Genomic DNA, 20,427 nt, shown 5'->3' with positions numbered 1-20,427 from the left:
AGAGATCGACATGAGTTTTCACGAAATCCGCTTTCCCGCCTCGCTGTCCTTCGGTGCGGCCGGTGGTCCGGAGCGGCGCACCGATGTCGTGACGCTCGCCAACGGGTTCGAGGAGCGCAATGCACCGTGGCAGCATTCGCGCCGCTACTACGACGCGGGTCTTGCCATGCGCTCGTTGGATGATCTCGAGACGGTCATCGCCTTTTTCGAGGCCCGGCAGGGGCAATTGCACGGCTTCCGCTGGAAGGACTGGGCGGATTACAAGTCGGCGCGTCCGAGCGAGGTGATCGGTTTCCTGGATCAGCAGATCGGCGTCGGAGACGGAAGCGAGACGCAGTTTCAGCTTGGCAAGCGCTACAGCTCCGGGGCGCAGGAATATCTGCGCCCAATCTCCAAACCGGTTGCGGGTACGGTGCGCCTGGGTGTCAACGGCGTGGAATTGTCCGAAGGAAGCGGCTTCTCCGTCGACCTGTCCTCGGGCCTCGTCACCCTGACAAGCGCTGCTCCAACTGGCCATGTCGTCACGGCAGGCTTCGAATTCGACGTTCCCGTGCGCTTTGACACGGACCGCATACAGGTTTCGGTTGCGACCTTCGAGGCCGGCCAGGTGCCCGACGTCCCCGTGGTGGAGGTACGCGTCCGATGAGCTTCGATGCCGCACTTGCCGCTCATCTGGCCACCGGTGCGACCACGACCTGTCACGCCTGGGCAATCACCCGGCGCGACGGCACCATGATGGGCTTTACCGATCACGATTGCCAGCTTCAGTTTGATGGCATCAGTTTCAATGCCGATACGGGCCTGACGGCCAGTGCGCTGCAGCAGGGCACCGGCCTGTCGGTCGACAATGCCGAAGCGCTTGGTGCCCTGTCGGCCGGTGCGATCACCGAGGCGGATATCGAGGCGGGCCGCTACGACGGTGCCGAGGTGCGCGCCTGGCTGGTCAACTGGGCCGATACCGATGAGCGGCAGATCATCTTTCGTGGCTCTCTCGGCGAGCTGACGCGTAGCGCCGGTGTCTTTCGGGCGGAATTGCGCGGTCTTTCCGAACAGCTGAACCAACCAACGGGACGGATCTATCAGAAGCCCTGCGCTGCGGTGCTCGGCGATGAGGCCTGCAGCTTCGCCGTCGATGATCCCCTCTATACGGTCGAGACAGCGGCCAGCACCGTCCAGGAGGGCCAACGCTTCGGCTTCGCGACGCTTGGCGGCTTTGCGGAAGGCTGGTTTTCCCGTGGGGTGATCGAAGTGCTCGACGGCCCCGCAGCGGGGCTGAGGACGCCGGTAAAGCGGGACCTTTCGGAGGACGGGCTGCGTGTCCTCGAACTGTGGGGCCCGCTCCCGGTCGATCCCGGAAACGGGGTTATGCTGCGCCTTACGGCGGGATGTGACAAACGCTTCTCCACCTGCCGTGACAAGTTCGCCAATGCCATAAATTTCCAGGGATTTCCGGATCTGCCGGGCGATGATTGGCTGATGGTGCAGCCGGGGCAGAGTGCCCATACCGGCGGGGGCAGCCTCAGGTGACCCGACAGGAAGTGATCGTTTCCTCGGCGCGTCGCTGGATTGGCACGCCCTATGTTCACCAGGCCTCGGTGATGGGCGCCGGCACGGATTGTCTCGGTCTGCTGCGGGGTGTCTGGCGCGATGTTGTCGGCCCGGAACCCGAGGCCGTGCCAGCCTATACCGCGGACTGGTCCGAGCCGCGGCGCCAGGAAGATCTCTGGCAGGCGGCGCTCCGGCACCTTGTCCCGAAGCCCTTGGACGACGCGGCTTCCGGTGACGTGCTGCTCTTCCGGATGCGCGACGGCAGTGTCGCCAAGCACCTCGGCATCATGGCCGCCCTCGGCCCGGTGCCCAGCTTCATTCACGCATATTCCGGCCACGAGGTGCTGGAAAGTCCGTTCAGCGCGCCGTGGCGTCGGCGGGTCGTGGCCCGTTTCGCATTCCCCGAGGAGGTCTCCTGATGGCTACCATACTTCTCTCTGCTGCCGGCGCCGCGCTGGGCGGTTCGATGGGGGGCTCGGTCCTGGGCCTTTCCACCGCCGTCCTCGGGCGCTTCGTCGGGGCGACAGTCGGGCGTGCGATCGATCAGCGTCTGCTGGGCCAGGGCTCCGAGGCGGTCGAGACCGGACGTGTGGAGCGTTTTCGGCTGACCGGAGCCGGAGAGGGGGGCGCGGTGGCCCGCGTCTATGGGGGCATGCGTGTGGCGGGTCAGGTCATCTGGGCGTCGGGGTTCAATGAACATGTCAGCACCTCAGGCGGCGGCAAGGGTACGCCGTCTCAGCCCAAGGTCTCCGAGTACAGCTACAGTGTCAGCCTAGCCATCGCGCTCTGCGAAGGCGAGATCGACGGCATCGGCCGAATCTGGGCGGATGGCACTGAGGTCTCGCGCGATGATCTCAACATGCGGATCTACCACGGGGGCGCCTACCAGTTGCCCGATCCGAAGATGGAGGCGATCGAGGGGGCAGGGCAGGTGCCTGCCTACCGCGGCCTGGCCTATGTCGTCTTCGAGGATCTCGGACTGTCGCAATTCGGCAGCCGCATTCCCCAGTTCACGTTCGAGGTGATCCGCCCTGTGCAATCCGCTGTCCCGGGCGCTGGGGCAGAGGCTTCGCGCGCCATAAGGGGTGTTGCGATGATGCCCGGATCGGGGGAGTACAGTCTCGCGACCACACGGGTGCATTACAGCTATGGCGCCGGACAGACCTCTCTCGCCAACGTCAACACGCCGTCGGGCAAGTCCGACCTCTCCACGTCGCTCGATCAACTGCAGACCACCCTGCCCAATTGCGAAGCCACGTCACTGATCGTCAGCTGGTTCGGCAACGATTTGCGCTGTGGCTCCTGCGAGGTTCGTCCCAAGGTCGAACAGGGCAGCTTCGACGGTGTCGAGATGCCCTGGAGCGTGGCCGGTCTTGGCCGTTCCGCCGCCCAGGTGGTGGCCCGGGATGACGAAGACCGGCCGATCTATGGTGGCACGCCCTCGGATGCTGCCGTGATCGAGGCGATCCAGGCGATGAAAGCGCGTGGCCAGGCGGTGATGTACTATCCCTTCATGCTGATGGATCAGGTGTCCGGCAACACGCTGCCGGATCCCTACAGCGCCGCCACGAGCCAGCCAGCGCTGCCCTGGCGTGGCCGCATCACGTCGTCCATTTCCCCGGAGCGGGCAGGGTCGCCCGATGGTACGGCTGCCGCAGCGGACGAAGTGGCCGCCTTCTTCGGTACGGCCTCGGCCAGTGACTTCAGCATTTCCGGCGGACAGGTCAGCTATTCCGGGCCCGACGAATGGCGCTATCGGCGTTTTATCCTGCATGGCGCGGCGCTCTGTGCCGCCGCGGGCGGGGTCGAGGCGTTTTGCATCGGGTCGGAGATGCGCGGTCTGACTTGCATCCGGGGGGCGGGGAACACCTTCCCGGCCGTTGCCGCCCTACAGGCCCTCGCGGCCGAGGTGCGCGCCCTTCTCGGTCCGGCGGTCAAGATCAGTTATGCTGCCGACTGGACGGAGTATTTCGGCTATCAGCCCCAGGACGGCTCTGGCGATCGCTTCTTTCATCTCGATCCGCTCTGGGCGGATGACGAAATCGACTTCATCGGGATCGACAACTACATGCCGCTGTCCGACTGGCGAGACGGTCGCGCGCATCTTGATGCGGCGCAGGCCGACAGCATTTACGATCCGGCCTACCTGGCGGGCAACGTGGAAGGCGGGGAATACTACGACTGGTACTATGCCTCGGTGGCGGATCGGGCCGCGCAGATCCGCACTCCGATCACCGATGGCGCCCATGGAGAGCCCTGGATCTGGCGGGTCAAGGACCTCTCGGGATGGTGGCAGAATGCCCACCACGAACGCATCGGCGGCCTACGTGAGGCCGTGCCCACGGCCTGGGTACCGCAATCCAAGCCGATCCGATTTACCGAGCTCGGCTGTGCCGCGATCGACAAGGGCACGAACCAGCCGAACAAGTTCCTCGATCCCAAGTCCTCGGAATCCGCGCTGCCCCATTACTCCTCCGGGCGCCGCGATGACTTGATGCAGCAGCAGTACCTGCAGGTCATGCATGCCTATTGGAACGATCCGGCCAACAACCCTGTCTCCACCGTCTATGCCGCGCCCATGCTGGACATGAGCCGGGCCTATGTCTGGGCCTGGGATGCGCGCCCCTTTCCGCATTTTCCGAACAACCGCACGCTCTGGAGCGACGGTGACAACTACCGCGCCGGGCACTGGATCACCGGACGCATGTCAGGGCGCTCCCTTGCCCTCGTCGTGGCCGAGATCTGCGAGGCTGCCGGCCTGCAGCATTATGACGTCTCGGGGCTCCACGGCCACGTCAGCGGCTATCTCTGCGACGAGGTCAGTGAACCGCGTGCGGATCTGCAACCGCTGATGCTGCGCTATGGCTTCGATGCGGTGGAACGCGAAGGCCGGATCGTCTTCATCATGCGCGACGGACAGCAGGACGTCTCGGTCTCGGCCGAGGAAGTCGCCGTAACGCGCGAGATTGAGGGGCGGATCGAGCACCAGCGGGCCCCCGAGGCCGAGCTCGCCGGGCGCATGCGCCTGCGTTTCGTCGAGGCCGGTGCCGATTACGCCACCATTGCCGAAGAGGCTGTCCTGCCGGACGAGGCCGGTCGTTCCGTTGCCGGCAGTGAAATGTCCCTGGCCATGAACCGCGGCGAGGGCAGGGAGGTGGTCGAGCGTTGGCTGGCCGAAGCCCGGGTGGCGCGCGATACCCTGCGCTTTGCCCTGCCGCCTTCACGTCGCGATATCGGCGCGGGCGATGTCATCGCCTTCACGGATGCGGCTTCCCCTGCGCTCTATCGCATCGACCGTGCCGAATACGGCCTGGCCGGGATCTTCGACGCCGTGCGGGTCGAGCCCGAAGTCTATCTGCCCGCGGGCATCGACACCGATCTGCCCGCCGCCCCCGCGTTCATCCCGCCATCGCCGGTCCTGCCGCTCTTTCTCGATCTGCCGCTGATCCGCGGAGACGAGCCGCCCCATGCCCCGCATGTCGCCGTGACCGGCGATCCATGGCCCGGCTCCGTGGCTATCTACAGTGCCAGCAGCGACGCGGGCTATGCGCTCGACACCACCTTCTCGGCCCGTTCCATTGTCGGCGTCACCAATGTGCCCATGGCCGCTGGCCCCGTCGGCCGGATCGACCGTGGCGCGCCGCTGTCGGTCACGCTGACCTCCGGAGCGCTGTCGTCCACCGACGACGCGGGGCTGCTGTCGGGACAAAACCTGATGGCCATCGGCGACGGCACCCCCGGCAAGTGGGAGCTCTTCCAGTTCCGAGATGTCAAGCTCACCGGGCCTCGCACCTATCAGCTCGGCCACCGCCTGCGGGGACAGCTCGGAACCGATGCCCTCATGCCTGCGGAATGGCCCGCAGGCTCCTATGTGGTGCTGATCGAGAACAGCCTGCCCCAGATCGCCCTGGCGCCGAACCAGCGTGGGCTGGAACGGCATTACCGCACCGGCCCGGCGCGGCGCGGCACGGATGATCCCTCCTATCGCCACGACGTCCTGGCCTTCGAAGGCAACGGCCTGCGGCCCTATGCGCCCTGTCACCTGCGCAGCCGGGCGCTGGGCAACGGCGATATCGCCTTCAGCTGGATCCGGCGCACCCGTCTGGACGGCGACTCATGGGCGCTGCCCGAGGTGCCTCTCGGCGAGGAAGGCATGTCCTTCCTGCTTCGCCTGCGCGCCGGTGGCAGCCTCCTGCGCGAGGTCTTGGTGAACGAAACCGCCTGGACCTATTCCGCCGCTCAACAGGCCCAGGATGCTGTTTCGGGCGTCGCAGAACTTGAAATTTCACAGGTTTCCGCCAGCTACGGACCTGGTCTCGCGGCGCGGATCTCCTTTTTCGCCTAAATCATTCCGGTCCTTGATCGCTCGGTTCACGGGTTTGCGATTCCCTTTCCGGGCCCCATTTGTTAGTCTCAGGGGCAAACTTGGGATTAGAGCCATGGCTAACACGAACGCAAAACTCGCTGAACTCGATCCGGTCTGGGATCGGATCGTCTGTGAGGCGCGCCGCGCGATTGCCGACGAACCGCTGCTCGGCGGCATGGTCCATTCGACAATTCTGCACCATTCCTCGATCGAACGGGCGCTGGCCTATCGCATCTCGATGAAGCTGGCGTCCGACGAGATGTCGGGGCAGATCCTGCGCGAGATCTGCGACGAAGCCTTTGGCGCGGATCCGCAGATCGCCGCCGCCGCCCGTGCCGATATCGTGGCCATCCACGAGCGTGACGCGGCCTGCCATCGTTTCATCCAGCCGCTGCTCTACTTCAAGGGCTTCCAAGCGGTTCAGACCCACCGCATCGCCCATTGGCTCTGGACCGAGGGCCGCCACGACCTGGCCTATTTCTTCCAGATGCGCTCCTCCGAGGTTTTCGGCGTCGACATCCATCCCGCGGCCCGCATGGGCAAGGGCATCATGATCGACCATGCCCATTCCATCGTGGTGGGTGAAACCGCCGTGGTCGGCGACAATGTCTCGATGCTGCATTCCGTCACCCTCGGCGGCACCGGCAAGGAAGAGCAGGATCGTCACCCCAAGATCGGCAACGGCGTTCTGATCGGCGCCGGGGCCAAGGTGCTCGGCAACATCAAGGTGGGCCATTGCTCGCGGATCGCGGCCGGCTCCGTCGTCCTGCACGAGGTGCCGCCCTGCACGACGGTGGCCGGTGTGCCGGCCAAGATCGTCGGAGAGGCCGGCTGCGATCAGCCCGCCCTCGCGATGAACCAGCTTCTCGGCATGTGAGATGCCCGATGAACGGCGACGGGGCCCCGGATCTTCGGATCGCGGGGCCTTTTTCATGGCCTTACGTGCAGGAAGGCAAGGCCAGGGGAAAGGTCTGAAGGAAAGGCCTGTCTGACCCGGGTAATTGATAAACAGGCAGAACTGGTACTGAAACAAGGATACTCTGGAACGCGGTTGGGACCGCACCCGGGTCATGCACTTGTTTGCGACGGAAACAGCGCCTGAAACAGTGGGGAATTCCATACTTTCCTTCCCGAACCGACCCCGATCGGCCCTGCAGGGCCGATCCAAACCGGTCTTGAGCCCTGTCGAGGAGCCCCTTTCTGCCTGCCCGAGAGTTTGTCTAAATTTTTAAAACAATTTTTACAGATTTCGACAAAAGTTCCGGCCAGCCAAAGTGACAAGCAAGATCAGGGATTGAGGCATGGCTGAGAGCATATCGAGCGGGGGGCAGGCGCGACCGATGGTCGAGATCGCCCTGGTGCGGGACAGTGGCACCGAAAGCTGGCGCATGGACTGGGTGGCATTCACCCGCCACACCTTCCGGATGACGGTCCATCCCCAGGGCGAAAAGCCCATGCTGCCCCGGGCTTTCGACCCGGGGTTTCTCGCTGCGATATGGCCCTACCTGCCGGAACGCGACAGTGCATCCCAGGTCCTCAGTTCCTCGGTCAACATCGAGCTGCCTGGCCTGATCCTCGGGCGCATGCGGGTGCTCTTCACCCAGCGTTCCGGCCCGCTGGAACGGATGATGATCCGGTTCCAGCAGGCGCTCGGCGACCTGCAACTGATCCTGCTGCCGCATCTGCGCAGCACCGAAACCTCGACGCAGGTGATGCAGGACATCGCGGCTCAGGCCCTTCTCGACCTCCTGCATCCCTGTCTCGACCTGGCTGCGGTCGAGATCGCAGAGCTCGATGACCTGCAGTATCGCATGGTGATGGAGCGCCTCGTGGCCCTGCAGACCCGCAAGGAGGAGATCAGCTTCTTCGCCATGCTGTTGCGTCGCTTCCTGATGCGGCGCGACCTGTGCCATGACATGAGCCGGGACGCCGATCACGATCTGAACGCCGATGGCGGCCCCGCCGCGCAGGGGGTATGCACCGAGGTGTCGGAGCGGATCCAAGGCCGCTACCGGCCCCTCGGCATCGACATGGCGGCCGAGATCGGCTGAGCCCGCGGGCTCAGCCGGCCAGCTGGTCGTAGGCCTCGATGGCCTTGCCGCCGTACATGTAGGCGGGGCCGCCGCCCATGGCCATGGCCACGCTGATCGTCTCCACCACCTCTTCGCGGGTTGCCCCGGCGCGGATCGCGGCCTTCATGTGAAAGCCGATGCAATCGTTGCACTGCTTGACGATCCCGATGGCCACCGCCTGCAGTTCCTTGTGCTTGGCCGACAGCGCGCCGTCGTGCAGCGCCGCATCATGCAGGGCGGTAAAACCGGCTGCGGCATCGGGGTGCGCCTTGCGGAAGGTGCCCAGGTTGCGGGCCGAGTCCCGCAGGTAGTCTTTCCAGTCCATCACTTACTCCATGGCTGATGTGTCCCTTACACATATCATTATAGGAATGTGACGCCTTGCGCTGGATCAAATCGTGCGGCGGTCCACACATACGAAAACGGCCCGGAGATCGCTCTCCGGGCCGTTTCAATGTCTGTCCAATGGGCCGGCTCAGGCCAGCATCATCATCGGGTTTTCCAGGTTTTCGACGATCGACTTCAGCAGCTCGGCGCCGAGCGCCCCGTCGATCACGCGGTGATCCACCGACATGGTCACCGACATCACCGTTGCCACCTCGATCTCGCCCGCGTCGTTCACCACCGGCTTCTTCACGCCCGTGCCCACGGCCAGGATCCCCGCATGGGGCGGGTTCACGATGGCATCGAAATTGTCGATGCCGAACATGCCGAGGTTGGAGACCGCAAAGGACCCGCCCTGGTATTCATGCGGCGCCAGCTTGCGGTCGCGCGCACGCTTGGCCAGGTCCTTCATCTCGGTCGACAGCGCCGAGAGGCTCTTCATGTCCGCGTCCTTCAGGACCGGGGTAAAGAGGCCGCCCTCGATGGCCACGGCAACCGCCACGTCCGAGGGTTTCAGCTGCAGCACGCGATCACCGGCCCAGACGGCATTGGCCGTCGGGTTGGCCTGCAGCGCAAGCGCACAGGCCTTGATGATGAAGTCGTTGACCGAGAGCTTCACGCCGCGGCCTTCCAGCTGCTTGTTCAGCTCGGCGCGGAACTTCAGTAGCGCGTCCAGCTTGATGTCCCGGCGCAGGTAGAAATGCGGGATCGTCTGCTTGGCCTCGGTCAGGCGGGCGGCGATGGTCTTGCGCATCCCGTCGAGCTTGACCTCTTCGAAGTCGCGATCGGCGTACATCTTCAGCACCGTCTCGGTGGACGGGCCTGCCGGTGCGGCAGCTGCAGCAGCCGGAGCCGCGGCGGCCGGGGCGGCGGCTTCCGCCTTGGCGGCGGCGGGCTTGGCCTCGGCGGCTTCCACGTCGGCCTTCACGATCCGGCCATGGGGGCCCGAACCGGTGATCGTCGCCAGGTCGAGACCCTTCTGTGCCGCGATGCGGCGGGCCAGCGGCGAGGCAAAGATCCGGCTGCCGTCTGCGCCCTTGGGCGCGGCCGGGGCGGCGGGCGCCTCGGCCTTCGCGGCGGCAGCGGGGGCCGCGGCCTCTGCCTTGGGCGCCTCTGTGGCGGCCTTTGGGGCAGGGGCGGCGGCAATGTCGTCCGCGCTCTCGCCCTCTTCCAGCAGCACCGCGATGGGTTCGTTGACCTTCACACCCTCGGTGCCCTCGGCCACCAGGATCTTGCCGATCACGCCCTCGTCCACGGCTTCGAATTCCATCGTCGCCTTGTCGGTCTCGATCTCGGCCAGCAGGTCGCCGGAGGAGACGGTGTCACCCTCCTTGACCAGCCATTTCGCCAGCGTGCCTTCCTCCATCGTGGGAGAGAGGGCAGGCATCAGGATTTCCGTTGGCATCGCTCTCTCTCCTTACCGGTAGGTGACTTTCTTCACCGCGTCGATCACCTCTTCCGTGCTGGTCAGCGCGAATTTCTCGAGGTTTGCGGCATAGGGCATGGGCACGTCCTTGCCGGTGCAGTTGATCACCGGCGCATCGAGGTAATCGAAGGCGTTTTCCATGATGTAGGCCGACAGGTGGTTGCTGATCGAGCCGACGGGGAAGGCCTCCTCGACGGTGACGCAGCGGTTGGTCTTCATCACCGAGGCGATCACCGTGTCATAGTCGATGGGGCGCAGGGTGCGCAGGTCGATGACCTCGGCGCTGATGCCCTCCTCGGCCAGCTTGTCCGCCGCTTCCAGGGCGAACTTCATGCCGATGCCCCAGGACACGATGGTCACGTCGGTGCCCTCGCGCCAGATGCGGGCCTTGCCGAAGGGGATGGTGAAATCCTCCAGCACGGGCACGTCGAAGGCATGGCCGTACATCAGCTCGTTTTCCAGGAAGACCACCGGGTTGGGGTCGCGGATCGCGGTCTTCAGCAGGCCCTTCGCATCGGCGGCGCTGTAGGGCATGACGACCTTCAGGCCGGGGATCGAGGCATACCAGGCGGCAAAGTCCTGGCTGTGCTGGGCGCCCACGCGGGCGGCGGCGCCATTGGCCCCGCGGAAGACCATGGGCGCGCCCATCTGGCCGCCGGACATGTAGAGCGTCTTGGCGGCAGAGTTCACGATCTGGTCGATGGCCTGCATGGCAAAGTTGAAGGTCATGAACTCGACGATGGGCCTCAGCCCGCCAAAGGCGGCGCCCACGGCCAGACCGGTGAAGCCGTGCTCGGTGATCGGCGTGTCGACCACGCGCTTGGGCCCGAACTCGTCCAGCAGCCCCTGCGACACCTTGTAGGCGCCCTGGTACTCGGCCACTTCCTCGCCCATCAGATAGACGGTCTCGTCGCGGCGCATTTCCTCGGCCATGGCATCGCGCAGGGCTTCCCGCACGGTCTGCTGGCGCATCTCGGTGCCTTCCGGGTAATCCGGGCTGGCGTTCGATTTCACCTCTGCGGGGGCGGCGGCCACCGCCGGCGCCTTGGCCTCGGCCTTCGGTGCTTCCTCGGTGGCGGCGGCAGGGGCAGGGGCCGCGACATCACCGATGTCATCGGCGCTCTCGCCCTCTTCCAGCAGCACGGCGATCGGTTCGTTGACCTTCACGCCCTCGGTGCCCTCGGCCACGATGATCTTGCCGATCACGCCCTCGTCGACGGCTTCGAATTCCATCGTCGCCTTGTCGGTCTCGATCTCGGCCAGGATGTCGCCGGAGGACACGGTGTCGCCCTCCTTCACCAGCCACTTGGCAAGGGTGCCTTCCTCCATGGTCGGAGAAAGGGCGGGCATCAGAATTTCAGTAGGCATATGCGATATCCTCCCTCAGGCGTCTTCGTCTTGCGGCGCCACGTCGGCATAGATGTCGGTCCAGAGTTCGTCGAGCGCGGGCTCCGGGCTCTCCTTGGCGAATTCGGCCGACTGGTTGACGATGGCCTTGATCGACTTGTCGATCTCTTTCAGGTCATCCTCGGTGGCGTGCTTGCCGTCGATCAGCATCTGGCGGATGTGGTCGATGGGGTCATGCTTCTCGCGCATGTCCTGCACTTCCTCGCGGGTCCGGTACTTGGCCGGGTCCGACATCGAGTGACCGCGATAGCGATAGGTCTTCACTTCCAGGATATAGGGGCCGTCACCGGCACGGCAGTGCGCGATGGCCTTCTCGCTGGCCGCCTTCACCGCCAGCACGTCCATGCCGTCGACCAGCTCGCCGGGAATGCCGAAGGGCTCGCCGCGCTTGTAGATCTCGGCCGAGGAGGTTGAGCGCTTCTGGGCGGTGCCCATGGCGTACTGGTTGTTCTCGATCACGTAGATGACGGGCAGTTTCCACAGCGCCGCCATGTTGAAGCTCTCGTAGACCTGGCCCTGGTTCGCCGCGCCGTCACCGAAATAGGCAAAGGTCACGCGGCCGTTTTCCAGGTACTTGTCGGCAAAGGCGAGGCCGGTGCCGATCGGCACCTGCGCGCCCACGATGCCGTGGCCACCATAGAAGTTCTTTTCCTTGGAGAACATGTGCATCGAGCCGCCCTTCCCCTTGGAATAGCCGCCCTCGCGTCCGGTCAGTTCCGCCATCACGCCGTCGGGGTTCATCCCGCAGGCCAGCATGTGACCGTGGTCGCGATAGGAGGTGACGCGCTTGTCGCCTTCCTCCGCCGCGGCCTCGAGGCCGACGACGACGGCTTCCTGGCCGATGTACAGGTGGCAGAAGCCCCCGATCAGGCCCATGCCATAGAGCTGGCCGGCCTTTTCCTCGAACCGGCGGATCAACAGCATGTCGTGGTAATACTTCTTCAGCTCGTCAGCCGAGACATTCGGCTTCGCTGCGGCTTTGCGGGTCGCCATAGGTGTCCTCCCCGTATCGTCCCGTGAAATCGTCCTGCTGACCGAGATCGGCAAAACAGGAATAGTTTAGTATTAAACTATTCCCTACAGCAAGTGGCTCGCCGATGCGAGAGCCAAAATGCCGAAGGTCCTGCCGAGGCGGCCAACCGGCCATGTATGTAGAGCAAGGGTAGTCTTTCCCGCACGGGGAGCAAGCACCAACTTGGTGCATGTTGAAGTGGTTGCGGAGCGGGGCTCAGGGGCGGGCGCGTGACGCGCCTCCGGTCCCGCCGCTCCGGATGTGGCAGGGGGCTCTGCCCCCGTCGCGCGTGCCGCGCGCCTCCCCCGCCGTATTTCGGGAAAGATGAAAGGAGGGCGTGGCGCTTCTGTTGGATCTTTTCGTGAAAATGCCTCGCGCTGCGGGCGGTCGCCACGAGGGGGCGAGTTGTCCCGGGCCTTCATCTTTCCGGAAAATACGGCCGCCGGAGGCTTCGGGGCGGCCTCTGGCCGGCCCGAAATCAGGCCGCGCGGGGTAAAAATCAGCAGTGTTTCGGGCCAGTTTCGCACCGACGTGATACCGACGCGATACCGACGTAATACCGACGTTGGAATCCCGCCTTTTCAGGCACTTGCTGATTTGCAGATTTTGGAATGTATCGGCGGTTTCGCGGCGCTCAGCGCAGCACGAATTCGTCGCCCCGGATCAGCCCCAGGACGTCGCGCGCCTGCTGGTCGAGAAGGTCGAGATCCAGGTAATTGTCGGACAGCCGGTGGGTCTTGTTCTCCATCACCTCGATCTGTCCTTCCAGCTCGGCGAGCTGGGCCTCCAGGCGGGTGTTGTCGACTTCGACCACGGCGCGGCGAAACAGCCCGTATTCCCCCTGCACGGCGGCAAAGGTGAAATACATCCCCAGCAGGAGGATGGCTCCGAAGAATAGAAAGATCCCGATCGCCGGGCGTGTTTCGCTGCTCATGGTCTGCCTCAATCCCCTTTCGGGGGAACCACCTCTTCCGGGTGGCTATGGGCAGACTATGCCATAGCCGAATCGGCTTGTGAATCCCCTGATTCGCAAAAAACGAAAAAAGGAGCGGCCTGCCGCTCCTTTCCGATCAGTCCATCATTTGAACTGTTTAACCGGCGCTCCTCATGCGGCTCAGCCGGCGACGGAGGCCTTGTAGATCATGTCGATGGTGGCGCCCAGGGTGGCGTCGAAATCGGCATCGTCCTGTTGCGCCGAGAGGCCCTCGGTCAGGGCGCGGCTGAACGAGGCGATCATGCCGCTTTGCCGGGCCAGCCGTTCGCAGGCCTCCTCGCGGGAGTAGCCGCCCGACAGCGCCACGACCTTCATCACCGCCGGGTGGTCGACCAGCACCTTGTACTGGTTGTCGACCTCGGGGATCGTCAGCTTCAGCATCACCTCGGTGCCCTCCGGCAGGGCGTCCAGCTGCGTCAGGATCTCGTCGCGGAGCATGTCCTCCGCCTCGGCCTTGTCGGCGATCGAGATGGTCACCTCCGGCTCGATGATCGGGATCAGCCCGTGCGACAGGATCTGCTGGCCCACCTCGAACTGCTGCTGGACGATCTTCCGGATGCCGGTGGCATTGGCCGCATCCACGACGCTGCGCATCTTGGTGCCGAAAATGCCTTTCAGAACAGCGCGTTCGCACAGGATGTCCAGCTCGGGCATCGGCTTCATCAGCTTCACGCCGTCTTCCGCCTCGGCCAGCCCCTTGTCGACCTTCAGGAAGGGCACGACGCTGGCTTCCTTCCACAGGTACTCGGCCGTGGGCATGCCGTCGATCTCGCCGTCCATGGTGCGTTCGAAGAGGATCGCGCCGATGACCTTCTCGCCGTTGAAGGCGGGCGACTTGATGATCCGGGCCCGCATCTGGTGCATCAGAGAGAACATCTCCTCGTCAGTGGAGTATTCGCTCTCCTCGATGCCATAGAGCTTCAGCGCCTTCGGGGTCGAGCCGCCGCTCTGGTCGAGCGCTGCGATGAACCCGTCACCGCTGCGGATCTGCTCTGCCATGGCGGCATCGGCGCGTACCAATTCGGCCTGGTTCGTTTCCGTCATTTGCAATCGCCTGAAATAGTTGGGTTAAATCGGGCCACAGCGCGTCCGTGGCCTCACTGCGCCAATCGTAGGCGAGGGGGCGCAGCCATGCAATCTAGGTTGCGCTAACGGGCCGCCGAAAGCGGCCCGCGCCCCCTCGTCGGGCTGAAATCAGCCTTCCAGTGCCGCAACGCCGGGCAGGGTCTTGCCTTCCATCCATTCCAGGAAGGCGCCGCCGGCGGTCGAGATATAGGTGAATTTCTCCGCCGCGCCGCTGGCGTTCAGTGCCGCCACCGTGTCGCCGCCACCGGCGACGGAAACCATCTTGCCGGCCGCCGTCAGCTCGGCGGCCTTCAGCGCCGCGGCATCGGTGGCCGCGTTGAAGGGTTCGATCTCGAAGGCGCCCAGCGGCCCGTTCCAGATCAGCGTCTTGGTCTTCTCGAAGGCAAAGGCCAGCCGCTCGACGCTCTCGGGGCCGGCGTCCAGGATCATCGCGTCCTCGGGGCATTCGGTGGCCGGCACGGTCTTGTTCTCGGCGCCGGCCTTGAACTCCCAGGCCACCACGACATCGGCGGGCAGGATGATCTCGCAGCCCAGGTCGGCCGCCTTTTCAAGGGTTTCCTTGGCGGTGGGGATCATCTCCAGCTCGGCCAGCGACTTGCCCACCTTGATGCCCTTGGCCGCCAGGAAGGTATTGGCCATGCCGCCGCCGATCACCAGCTTGTCGACCTTCTCGATCAGGTTGCCCAGCAGCTCCAGCTTGGTCGAGACCTTGGCACCGCCCACCACGGCCAGCACCGGGCGCACCGGATCGCCGAGCGCGGCCTCCAGCGCCTCCAGCTCGGCCTGCATCAGCCGCCCGGCACAGCAGGGCAGCTCGCGGGCGAGCGCCTCGGTGCTGGCGTGCGCCCGGTGGGCGGCCGAAAAGGCATCGTTGCAATAGATGTCGCCGAGCGCCGCGATCTCGCTGGCAAAGGCGGGGTCGTTCTTCTCCTCGCCGGGATAGAACCGGATGTTCTCGAGCAGGATCACATCGGCATCGAGGCCCGCGACGGCGCCGAAATCCCCGGCAAAGGCCACGCTCTGGCCCAGCTTCTCTTCCAGCGCCGGCAGCACCACCTGCAGGCTCATCTCCGGCACGACCTTGCCCTTGGGGCGGCCGAAATGGGCGATCAGGATCACCTTTCCGCCCTTCGACAGGATGTCCTTCACGGTCGGGACGATTCGCTCGATCCGGGTGGCATCGGTCACCTTGCCGTCCTCCACCGGTACGTTGATGTCGACGCGGGTCAGCACCTTCTTGCCCGCAACTTCCATGTCATCAAGCGTTTTCCAGCCCATATGTCCCTCTCCTTTGCCCAGGTACGGCCCTGTTTGGCCAAGTTCTGGCGGGTTCCCACGCAGGGGTCAACATGCGTTACTTGGCAACCGGGGCATCTGCCCGTATTGCTTGCGCAAACATGTGGAAGGAGTGGCAAATGGCCGAAATCAAGGATCCCGAAAACACCATCCTGATGGAGCTGAAGAACGGCACCGTCATCATCGAGCTGCTGCCCGACGTGGCGCCGGCGCATTCCGAACGGATGAAGGAACTGGCCCGGTCCGGTGCCTATGACGGCGTGGTCTTCCACCGCGTGATCGACGGCTTCATGGCCCAGACCGGCGACGTGGCCAACGGCAACAAGAACAACGATTTCAACCTGCGCATGGCAGGCACCGGCGGGTCCGACCTGCCGAACCTGCCGGCGGAATTCTCCAAGCTGCCCCACGATCGCGGCACGCTCGGCGCCGCCCGGTCGCAAAACCCGAACTCGGCGAACTCGCAGTTCTTCATCAACTTCAAGGACAACCACTTCCTCAACGGCCAGTACACCGTCTATGGCCGCGTCATCGAGGGCATGGAACACGTCGATGCCATCCTGCGCGGCGAGCCGCCCGCGGATCCCGACATGATGATCTCGGTCAAGGTGGCCGCAGATGCGTAAGCTCGTCCTCGCAACCGGCCTGTCGCTGCTGATGGCGGCGCCGGCCCTGGCCACCGGTCTCGACATCGAGATCGAGGGCGAGGCCAACGGCACGGTGCACGTCGATCTCTTCGACGACATCGCGCCCAAGCACGTCGAGCGGATCACCACGCTGGCTTCCGAGGGCGCCTATGACGGCGTCGTCTTCCACCGCGTGATCGACGGTTTCATGGCCCAGACGGGCGATGTGGAATACGGCCACCTGGGCGACGACATGCGCCTTGCCGGCCGTGGTGGCTCCGATCTGCCGGACCTGCCGGCCGAGTTCTCGGACGAGGATTTTGACCGCGGCGTCGTCGGCATGGCCCGCGCCCAGGATCCCGACAGCGCCAACTCGCAGTTCTTCATCATGTTCCAGCCCGGGCCCTTCCTGAACGGCCAGTACACGGTCGTCGGCAAGGTGACCGAGGGCATGGACGTGGTCGATCAGATCAAGCGCGGCACCGGCCCGAACGGCGCCGTGGTCGGTCAGCCCGACGTGATGAAAAAGGTCACCGTCACCGAGTGACGCGATCTTGCCGACCTGGTGAAAGGCGGGGCTTCGGCTCCGCCTTTTTCACGTCTTCACGGGGCCTTGCCCATTTTCCGGCTTGGGGCGCCGCGCCATCGGGCCCCCGTGGCTGGCGTCGGCCGCAGGCCGGGCAGCTCCCTCCGGATCCGCCGGCGGCCCAGGGGCTCAATCCTCCCCGGTGGCGCCTGCGGCCCAGCCCGGCGCGCCACGCTCCAGCATCTTGTTGATCTCCTCGCCCGAGACCGACTTCTTCAGCCGGCTGAAGCTGCCGTCCTCGAAGACCTCGCTCATGGCATCGATGATCGCCCGGTGCGTCACCCGGGCAAGGCCCGAGCCGAGCGAGATGCGCGCCACGCCGATGCGGGCGAAATCCTCGATGGTATAGCTCGCCAGCGTGCCGATGGTCAGCGCGTTCACCGGCAGCTCCGTGCTCTCGACGATGCGCTGCAGGTCGTCGAAGCTGGGCGGGCCGGGCACATAGAGCACGTCGGCCCCGGCCTCCTCGAACCCCGCCGTGCGCGCCAGCGCCTCGTCCATGTCGTAGGTGCCGTTCAGCACCCCGTCGGCGCGGGCCACGATCACCATGTCGCGGGGCAGGGCGCGGGCCGCCGCGGTGGCCGCGCGGATCCGTTCCACCGCCAGCGCCCGGTCATAGCTGCTGCCGCCTCCCTGGGGGTTGTCCTCGATCGAGATGCCCGCAAGGCCCGCCTCGAAGGCCAGTTTCACCGTTTCCGCCACGGTGTCGGGATCCTCGCCATAGCCGTTCTCCAGGTCCGCCGAGACCGGCAGATCGGTAGCCGCGACCATGGCCGCGGCATGGGCCATGGCCTCGTCGCGGGTCACTGTGCCGTCGGGTTTGCCCAGGGTGAACCCGAAGGCCGCAGAGGAGGTGCCGATGGCCTGGGCGCCCATGGCCGCCAGCATCCGTGCCGATCCGATATCCCAGGCATTGGCCAGGACAAAGGGCGTGCCGCGCTTGTGCAGGGCGCGAAAGACGGGGCCGGGGTTGTGCATGAACTGCCTCCTTCTGCGGGGCTTGCCGCGCACTTTCTGCACGCTTTCACAAAGCCAGTGCCGGGAAGGTCTTGCAGAAAACGACGGGGCGCAAGGGTTTTCCGCTTGTTTCGGCCGCGTCCCGCGGGTCAGGCTCAGGCCATGATCACACGCAAACTTCCCGACCTGCCGGATCGTTTCGCCGTGCTTGCGGACATCCACGGCAATGCCGATGCCCTGCGCGCGGTGCTCGCCGACATGCGTGCCTGCACCCCGGATGCGGTGTTGCTGCTCGGCGATCATTTCAGCGGCCCGCTCGATGCCGCCGGCACCGCGGCACAGCTCCTGCCGCTGCCTGCGCTCGCCCTGCGCGGCAACCATGATCGCTACCTGCTGGAGCAACCGCTCGACGATCTCTACCCCTCCGACCGCATCGCGCGGCTGGCGCTCGACGATAGCGCCATGGCCTGGCTCGCCGGGATGCCGGAGGTGCTCTCCTGCGGCGATGTCTGGGCCTGCCACGCCATGCCCGGTGACGACAACACCTACTGGACGCACATGGTTTCCGAAGCGGGCGACGTGCTGCCCCGCCCGATGGATCAGATCGCCGGTGCCGCCGCGGGCATCGACGCCCGGCTGATCCTCTGCGCGCACACCCATCTGCCCGCGCTGCTGCAGCTGCCGACGGGGCAGATCCTGCTCAACCCGGGCTCCGTCGGTTGCCCGGCCTATTCCGATGTCGCCCCGGTGCCCCACGTGGTGCAGACCCGCACGCCGGCGGCCACCTGGGCGCTGGTCGAGCGTGACGGCGCCGGTTTCCGCATCGCCCACCGCCATGTCTTCTATGACACCGCGCGCATGGTCGCCGCCGCGCGGGGAAACGGGCGCGACGAATGGGCGGCGGGCGTCGGCACCGGGATGATCCGCTGATCTCTCCTGGGGGCAGGGCACGGGCCCAGGTGCGCAAATCAAGCCTTGGCAGGGCGCGCGCCCCGCGCTATGCAAACGCCCATGAACCGGATGATCTGTATCATTACCTGCTGCATCATTACCCGCTGAGACATCTCTCGCGGGCCGCTTCATCGTTTCCAGGAAATTGAGAACCTGTTAAGCCGCCCGCGGGTTACCCGCGCCAAGAGGCGTGCCGACAGGAGCAAGACATGGCCGATATCAAGCTGCACAATTCCCGCTCGCGGAAGAAGGAGGCGTTCCACCCGATCGATCCGACCAACGTGCGGATGTATGTCTGCGGCCCCACGGTCTATGATCGCGCGCACCTGGGCAATGCCCGGCCCGTGGTGGTCTTCGATGTGCTCTACCGGCTGCTGCGCCATGTCTACGGGCCCGATCACGTGACCTACGTGCGCAATTTCACCGACGTCGATGACAAGATCAACGCCACCGCCCACGCGCGCAAGGAGGCCGGCGCCCCCGGCACCCTCGAGGAGCTGATCGCCGAGCGCACCGACGAGACGATCTCCTGGTATCATCAGGACATGGACGCCCTCGGCACCCTGCGCCCGTCCATTAAGGGCAAGGAAGGGCCTGAAGCGGAGCCCCGCGCCACGCAGTTCATTCCCCAGATGATCGAGATGATCCAGGGCCTGATCGACGGCGGCCATGCCTATGCCGCCGAGGGCCACGTGCTCTTCTCCGTCGACAGCTACAAGAACTACGGCGCGCTCTCGGGCCGCTCCGTCGACGACATGATCGCCGGCGCCCGGGTCGAGGTGGCGCCCTACAAGCGTGATCCGATGGATTTCGTGCTGTGGAAACCCTCCTCCGACGATCTGCCCGGCTGGGACAGCCCCTGGGGCCGTGGCCGCCCGGGCTGGCACATCGAATGTTCGGCCATGAGCTATGAGCTGCTGGGCGAGAGCTTCGACATCCACGGCGGCGGCATCGACCTGCAGTTTCCCCACCACGAGAACGAGGTGGCCCAGAGCTGCTGTGCCCACCCCGAGGGCGATTTCGCCCGCTTCTGGCTGCACAACGAGATGCTGCAGGTCGAGGGCAAGAAGATGTCGAAATCGCTCGGCAATTTCTTCACCGTCCGCGACCTGCTCGATCAGGGCGTGCCCGGAGAGGTGATCCGCATGGTCTTCCTCGGCACCCACTACGGCAAGCCGATGGACTGGACCGAGAAGAAGCGGCAGGAGGACGAGGCAACTCTATTGAAGTGGAAGCGCCTGATCGACGAGGAACGCGACTATGTTGCTGACAACATAGATAGCGCAGAGGTGCCTTCCAGTGTTGTCGCCGCTGTTGCTGACAACCTGAACACAGCCAAGGCCATAACTGAGCTGCACGGGCTGGCGAAAGCCGCGCGCGACGGGCGCGATGGCAAGCTGGCACTGGCGGCAGGCCTCAACTTCCTTGGCTTCGATGTCTCCCACATCTGGACTGCCACTTTCGGCAACTCCATTGATCGGTTGCTGGGCGATGAGGTGGATTTGGAAGTCTACGAAGAGCAGCTGTTCGCCCTGCGCCAAGAGGCAATGCGGACGAAGGACTTCAGCGAGGTCGATGCGATGACGAAAATGCTCCTGCATGCCGGTCTGGAAGTTCGCAGTTCCAAGGGCGGGGTGGAGATCGATGTGACACCGAACTTCGACGCCTCCAAGCTGGACGCCGCGAAATGACACCGAGAGCACAACAGGCCGGCCC

The 20,427-nt window shown here is 65.1% G+C and carries 18 protein-coding genes; 10 read left to right on the top strand and 8 right to left on the bottom strand.

Annotated features, from left to right (window positions below; translation table 11 throughout):
- Positions 1 to 10 precede the first annotated feature (10 nt).
- The 6 genes from AC0WR5_RS11930 (at position 11) to AC0WR5_RS11905 (ending at position 7,965) form a co-directional block, all read left to right on the top strand.
- On the top strand, positions 11 to 646 hold the full coding sequence (locus AC0WR5_RS11930) for a phage distal tail protein, Rcc01695 family (protein WP_475863387.1): 636 nt from the start codon (positions 11 to 13) through the stop codon (positions 644 to 646).
- Entirely contained in the window at positions 643 to 1,527 is an 885-nt protein-coding gene (locus AC0WR5_RS11925) for a DUF2163 domain-containing protein (RefSeq protein WP_475863386.1), read from the top strand. Before AC0WR5_RS11930 ends, AC0WR5_RS11925 begins: the two co-directional genes overlap by 4 nt.
- The gene (locus tag AC0WR5_RS11920) at positions 1,524 to 1,967 is read left to right on the top strand and encodes an NlpC/P60 family protein (protein WP_475863384.1); all 444 of its coding nucleotides are present in this window, start codon (positions 1,524 to 1,526) and stop codon (positions 1,965 to 1,967) included. Before AC0WR5_RS11925 ends, AC0WR5_RS11920 begins: the two co-directional genes overlap by 4 nt.
- Complete coding sequence (locus tag AC0WR5_RS11915) at positions 1,967 to 5,893, top strand: baseplate multidomain protein megatron (protein WP_475863383.1); 3,927 nt, start codon at positions 1,967 to 1,969, stop codon at positions 5,891 to 5,893. Before AC0WR5_RS11920 ends, AC0WR5_RS11915 begins: the two co-directional genes overlap by 1 nt.
- 94 nt (positions 5,894 to 5,987) lie before the next feature.
- Positions 5,988 to 6,791 (top strand): serine O-acetyltransferase, encoded by an 804-nt coding sequence (gene cysE, locus AC0WR5_RS11910; RefSeq protein WP_475863381.1) that lies wholly within the window; start codon positions 5,988 to 5,990, stop codon positions 6,789 to 6,791.
- 424 nt (positions 6,792 to 7,215) lie between these two features.
- Positions 7,216 to 7,965: a hypothetical protein gene (locus AC0WR5_RS11905; RefSeq protein WP_475863379.1), complete on the top strand. Its 750-nt coding sequence runs from the start codon at positions 7,216 to 7,218 to the stop codon at positions 7,963 to 7,965.
- 10 nt (positions 7,966 to 7,975) lie between these two features.
- On the opposite strand, the gene AC0WR5_RS11900 is transcribed toward AC0WR5_RS11905, so the two are convergent.
- From AC0WR5_RS11900 to AC0WR5_RS11870, 7 genes are all read right to left on the bottom strand, one after another.
- Positions 7,976 to 8,311, bottom strand: a complete 336-nt coding sequence (locus AC0WR5_RS11900) for a carboxymuconolactone decarboxylase family protein (RefSeq protein WP_475863378.1) — start codon at positions 8,309 to 8,311, stop codon at positions 7,976 to 7,978.
- A gap of 150 nt (positions 8,312 to 8,461) precedes the next feature.
- The gene (locus tag AC0WR5_RS11895; RefSeq protein WP_475863376.1) at positions 8,462 to 9,775 is read right to left on the bottom strand and encodes a pyruvate dehydrogenase complex dihydrolipoamide acetyltransferase; all 1,314 of its coding nucleotides are present in this window, start codon (positions 9,773 to 9,775) and stop codon (positions 8,462 to 8,464) included.
- A 12-nt stretch (positions 9,776 to 9,787) separates the two neighbouring features.
- Positions 9,788 to 11,164, bottom strand: a complete 1,377-nt coding sequence (locus AC0WR5_RS11890; RefSeq protein WP_475863374.1) for a pyruvate dehydrogenase complex E1 component subunit beta — start codon at positions 11,162 to 11,164, stop codon at positions 9,788 to 9,790.
- Positions 11,165 to 11,179: 15 nt separating this feature from the next.
- Positions 11,180 to 12,196 (bottom strand): pyruvate dehydrogenase (acetyl-transferring) E1 component subunit alpha, encoded by a 1,017-nt coding sequence (gene pdhA, locus AC0WR5_RS11885; RefSeq protein WP_475863373.1) that lies wholly within the window; start codon positions 12,194 to 12,196, stop codon positions 11,180 to 11,182.
- 653 nt (positions 12,197 to 12,849) lie between these two features.
- Entirely contained in the window at positions 12,850 to 13,149 is a 300-nt protein-coding gene (locus AC0WR5_RS11880; RefSeq protein WP_475863372.1) for an FtsB family cell division protein, read from the bottom strand.
- A 180-nt stretch (positions 13,150 to 13,329) separates the two neighbouring features.
- Positions 13,330 to 14,253, bottom strand: coding sequence for a fructose bisphosphate aldolase (locus AC0WR5_RS11875; RefSeq protein WP_475863371.1), 924 nt, complete (start codon positions 14,251 to 14,253; stop codon positions 13,330 to 13,332).
- A gap of 150 nt (positions 14,254 to 14,403) precedes the next feature.
- Positions 14,404 to 15,573, bottom strand: a complete 1,170-nt coding sequence (locus AC0WR5_RS11870) for a phosphoglycerate kinase (RefSeq protein ID WP_475863369.1) — start codon at positions 15,571 to 15,573, stop codon at positions 14,404 to 14,406.
- Between the two features lie 137 nt (positions 15,574 to 15,710).
- Here AC0WR5_RS11870 and AC0WR5_RS11865 point away from each other — a divergent pair, with 137 nt between their 5' ends.
- Both AC0WR5_RS11865 and AC0WR5_RS11860 read left to right on the top strand, forming a co-directional pair.
- Positions 15,711 to 16,217: a peptidylprolyl isomerase gene (locus AC0WR5_RS11865; protein WP_475863367.1), complete on the top strand. Its 507-nt coding sequence runs from the start codon at positions 15,711 to 15,713 to the stop codon at positions 16,215 to 16,217.
- Positions 16,210 to 16,764: a peptidylprolyl isomerase gene (locus AC0WR5_RS11860; protein WP_475863365.1), complete on the top strand. Its 555-nt coding sequence runs from the start codon at positions 16,210 to 16,212 to the stop codon at positions 16,762 to 16,764. Before AC0WR5_RS11865 ends, AC0WR5_RS11860 begins: the two co-directional genes overlap by 8 nt.
- Positions 16,765 to 16,932: 168 nt before the next feature.
- Here the strand turns inward: AC0WR5_RS11860 and AC0WR5_RS11855 are convergent, their stop codons facing one another.
- On the bottom strand, positions 16,933 to 17,781 hold the full coding sequence (locus tag AC0WR5_RS11855) for an isocitrate lyase/PEP mutase family protein (protein WP_475863363.1): 849 nt from the start codon (positions 17,779 to 17,781) through the stop codon (positions 16,933 to 16,935).
- Between the two features lie 141 nt (positions 17,782 to 17,922).
- Between AC0WR5_RS11855 and AC0WR5_RS11850 the strand changes: the two genes are divergently transcribed.
- Entirely contained in the window at positions 17,923 to 18,690 is a 768-nt protein-coding gene (locus tag AC0WR5_RS11850; RefSeq protein WP_475863361.1) for a metallophosphoesterase family protein, read from the top strand.
- A gap of 230 nt (positions 18,691 to 18,920) precedes the next feature.
- The gene (cysS, locus tag AC0WR5_RS11845; RefSeq protein ID WP_475863360.1) at positions 18,921 to 20,402 is read left to right on the top strand and encodes a cysteine--tRNA ligase; all 1,482 of its coding nucleotides are present in this window, start codon (positions 18,921 to 18,923) and stop codon (positions 20,400 to 20,402) included.
- Positions 20,403 to 20,427: the final 25 nt, after the last annotated feature.

Source organism: Pseudooceanicola sp. DL12, assembly GCF_056270665.1.
The sequence above is the reverse complement of the archived record's forward strand: the minus strand, read 5'-3'. Positions and strand labels throughout refer to the sequence as shown.

Excerpts from the sequence above, each read along its gene's own strand:
- AC0WR5_RS11930 (WP_475863387.1), top strand. The coding sequence starts at position 11 with ATGAGTTTTCACGAAATCCGCTTTCCCGCCTCGCTGTCCTTCGGTGCG.
- AC0WR5_RS11925 (WP_475863386.1), top strand. The coding sequence starts at position 643 with ATGAGCTTCGATGCCGCACTTGCCGCTCATCTGGCCACCGGTGCGACC.
- AC0WR5_RS11915 (WP_475863383.1), top strand. The coding sequence starts at position 1,967 with ATGGCTACCATACTTCTCTCTGCTGCCGGCGCCGCGCTGGGCGGTTCG.
- cysE (WP_475863381.1), top strand. The coding sequence starts at position 5,988 with ATGGCTAACACGAACGCAAAACTCGCTGAACTCGATCCGGTCTGGGAT.
- AC0WR5_RS11905 (WP_475863379.1), top strand. The coding sequence starts at position 7,216 with ATGGCTGAGAGCATATCGAGCGGGGGGCAGGCGCGACCGATGGTCGAG.
- AC0WR5_RS11900 (WP_475863378.1), bottom strand. The coding sequence starts at position 8,311 with ATGGACTGGAAAGACTACCTGCGGGACTCGGCCCGCAACCTGGGCACC.
- AC0WR5_RS11895 (WP_475863376.1), bottom strand. The coding sequence starts at position 9,775 with ATGCCAACGGAAATCCTGATGCCTGCCCTCTCTCCCACGATGGAGGAA.
- AC0WR5_RS11890 (WP_475863374.1), bottom strand. The coding sequence starts at position 11,164 with ATGCCTACTGAAATTCTGATGCCCGCCCTTTCTCCGACCATGGAGGAA.
- pdhA (WP_475863373.1), bottom strand. The coding sequence starts at position 12,196 with ATGGCGACCCGCAAAGCCGCAGCGAAGCCGAATGTCTCGGCTGACGAG.
- AC0WR5_RS11880 (WP_475863372.1), bottom strand. The coding sequence starts at position 13,149 with ATGAGCAGCGAAACACGCCCGGCGATCGGGATCTTTCTATTCTTCGGA.
- AC0WR5_RS11875 (WP_475863371.1), bottom strand. The coding sequence starts at position 14,253 with ATGACGGAAACGAACCAGGCCGAATTGGTACGCGCCGATGCCGCCATG.
- AC0WR5_RS11870 (WP_475863369.1), bottom strand. The coding sequence starts at position 15,573 with ATGGGCTGGAAAACGCTTGATGACATGGAAGTTGCGGGCAAGAAGGTG.
- AC0WR5_RS11865 (WP_475863367.1), top strand. The coding sequence starts at position 15,711 with ATGGCCGAAATCAAGGATCCCGAAAACACCATCCTGATGGAGCTGAAG.
- AC0WR5_RS11860 (WP_475863365.1), top strand. The coding sequence starts at position 16,210 with ATGCGTAAGCTCGTCCTCGCAACCGGCCTGTCGCTGCTGATGGCGGCG.
- AC0WR5_RS11855 (WP_475863363.1), bottom strand. The coding sequence starts at position 17,781 with ATGCACAACCCCGGCCCCGTCTTTCGCGCCCTGCACAAGCGCGGCACG.
- AC0WR5_RS11850 (WP_475863361.1), top strand. The coding sequence starts at position 17,923 with ATGATCACACGCAAACTTCCCGACCTGCCGGATCGTTTCGCCGTGCTT.
- cysS (WP_475863360.1), top strand. The coding sequence starts at position 18,921 with ATGGCCGATATCAAGCTGCACAATTCCCGCTCGCGGAAGAAGGAGGCG.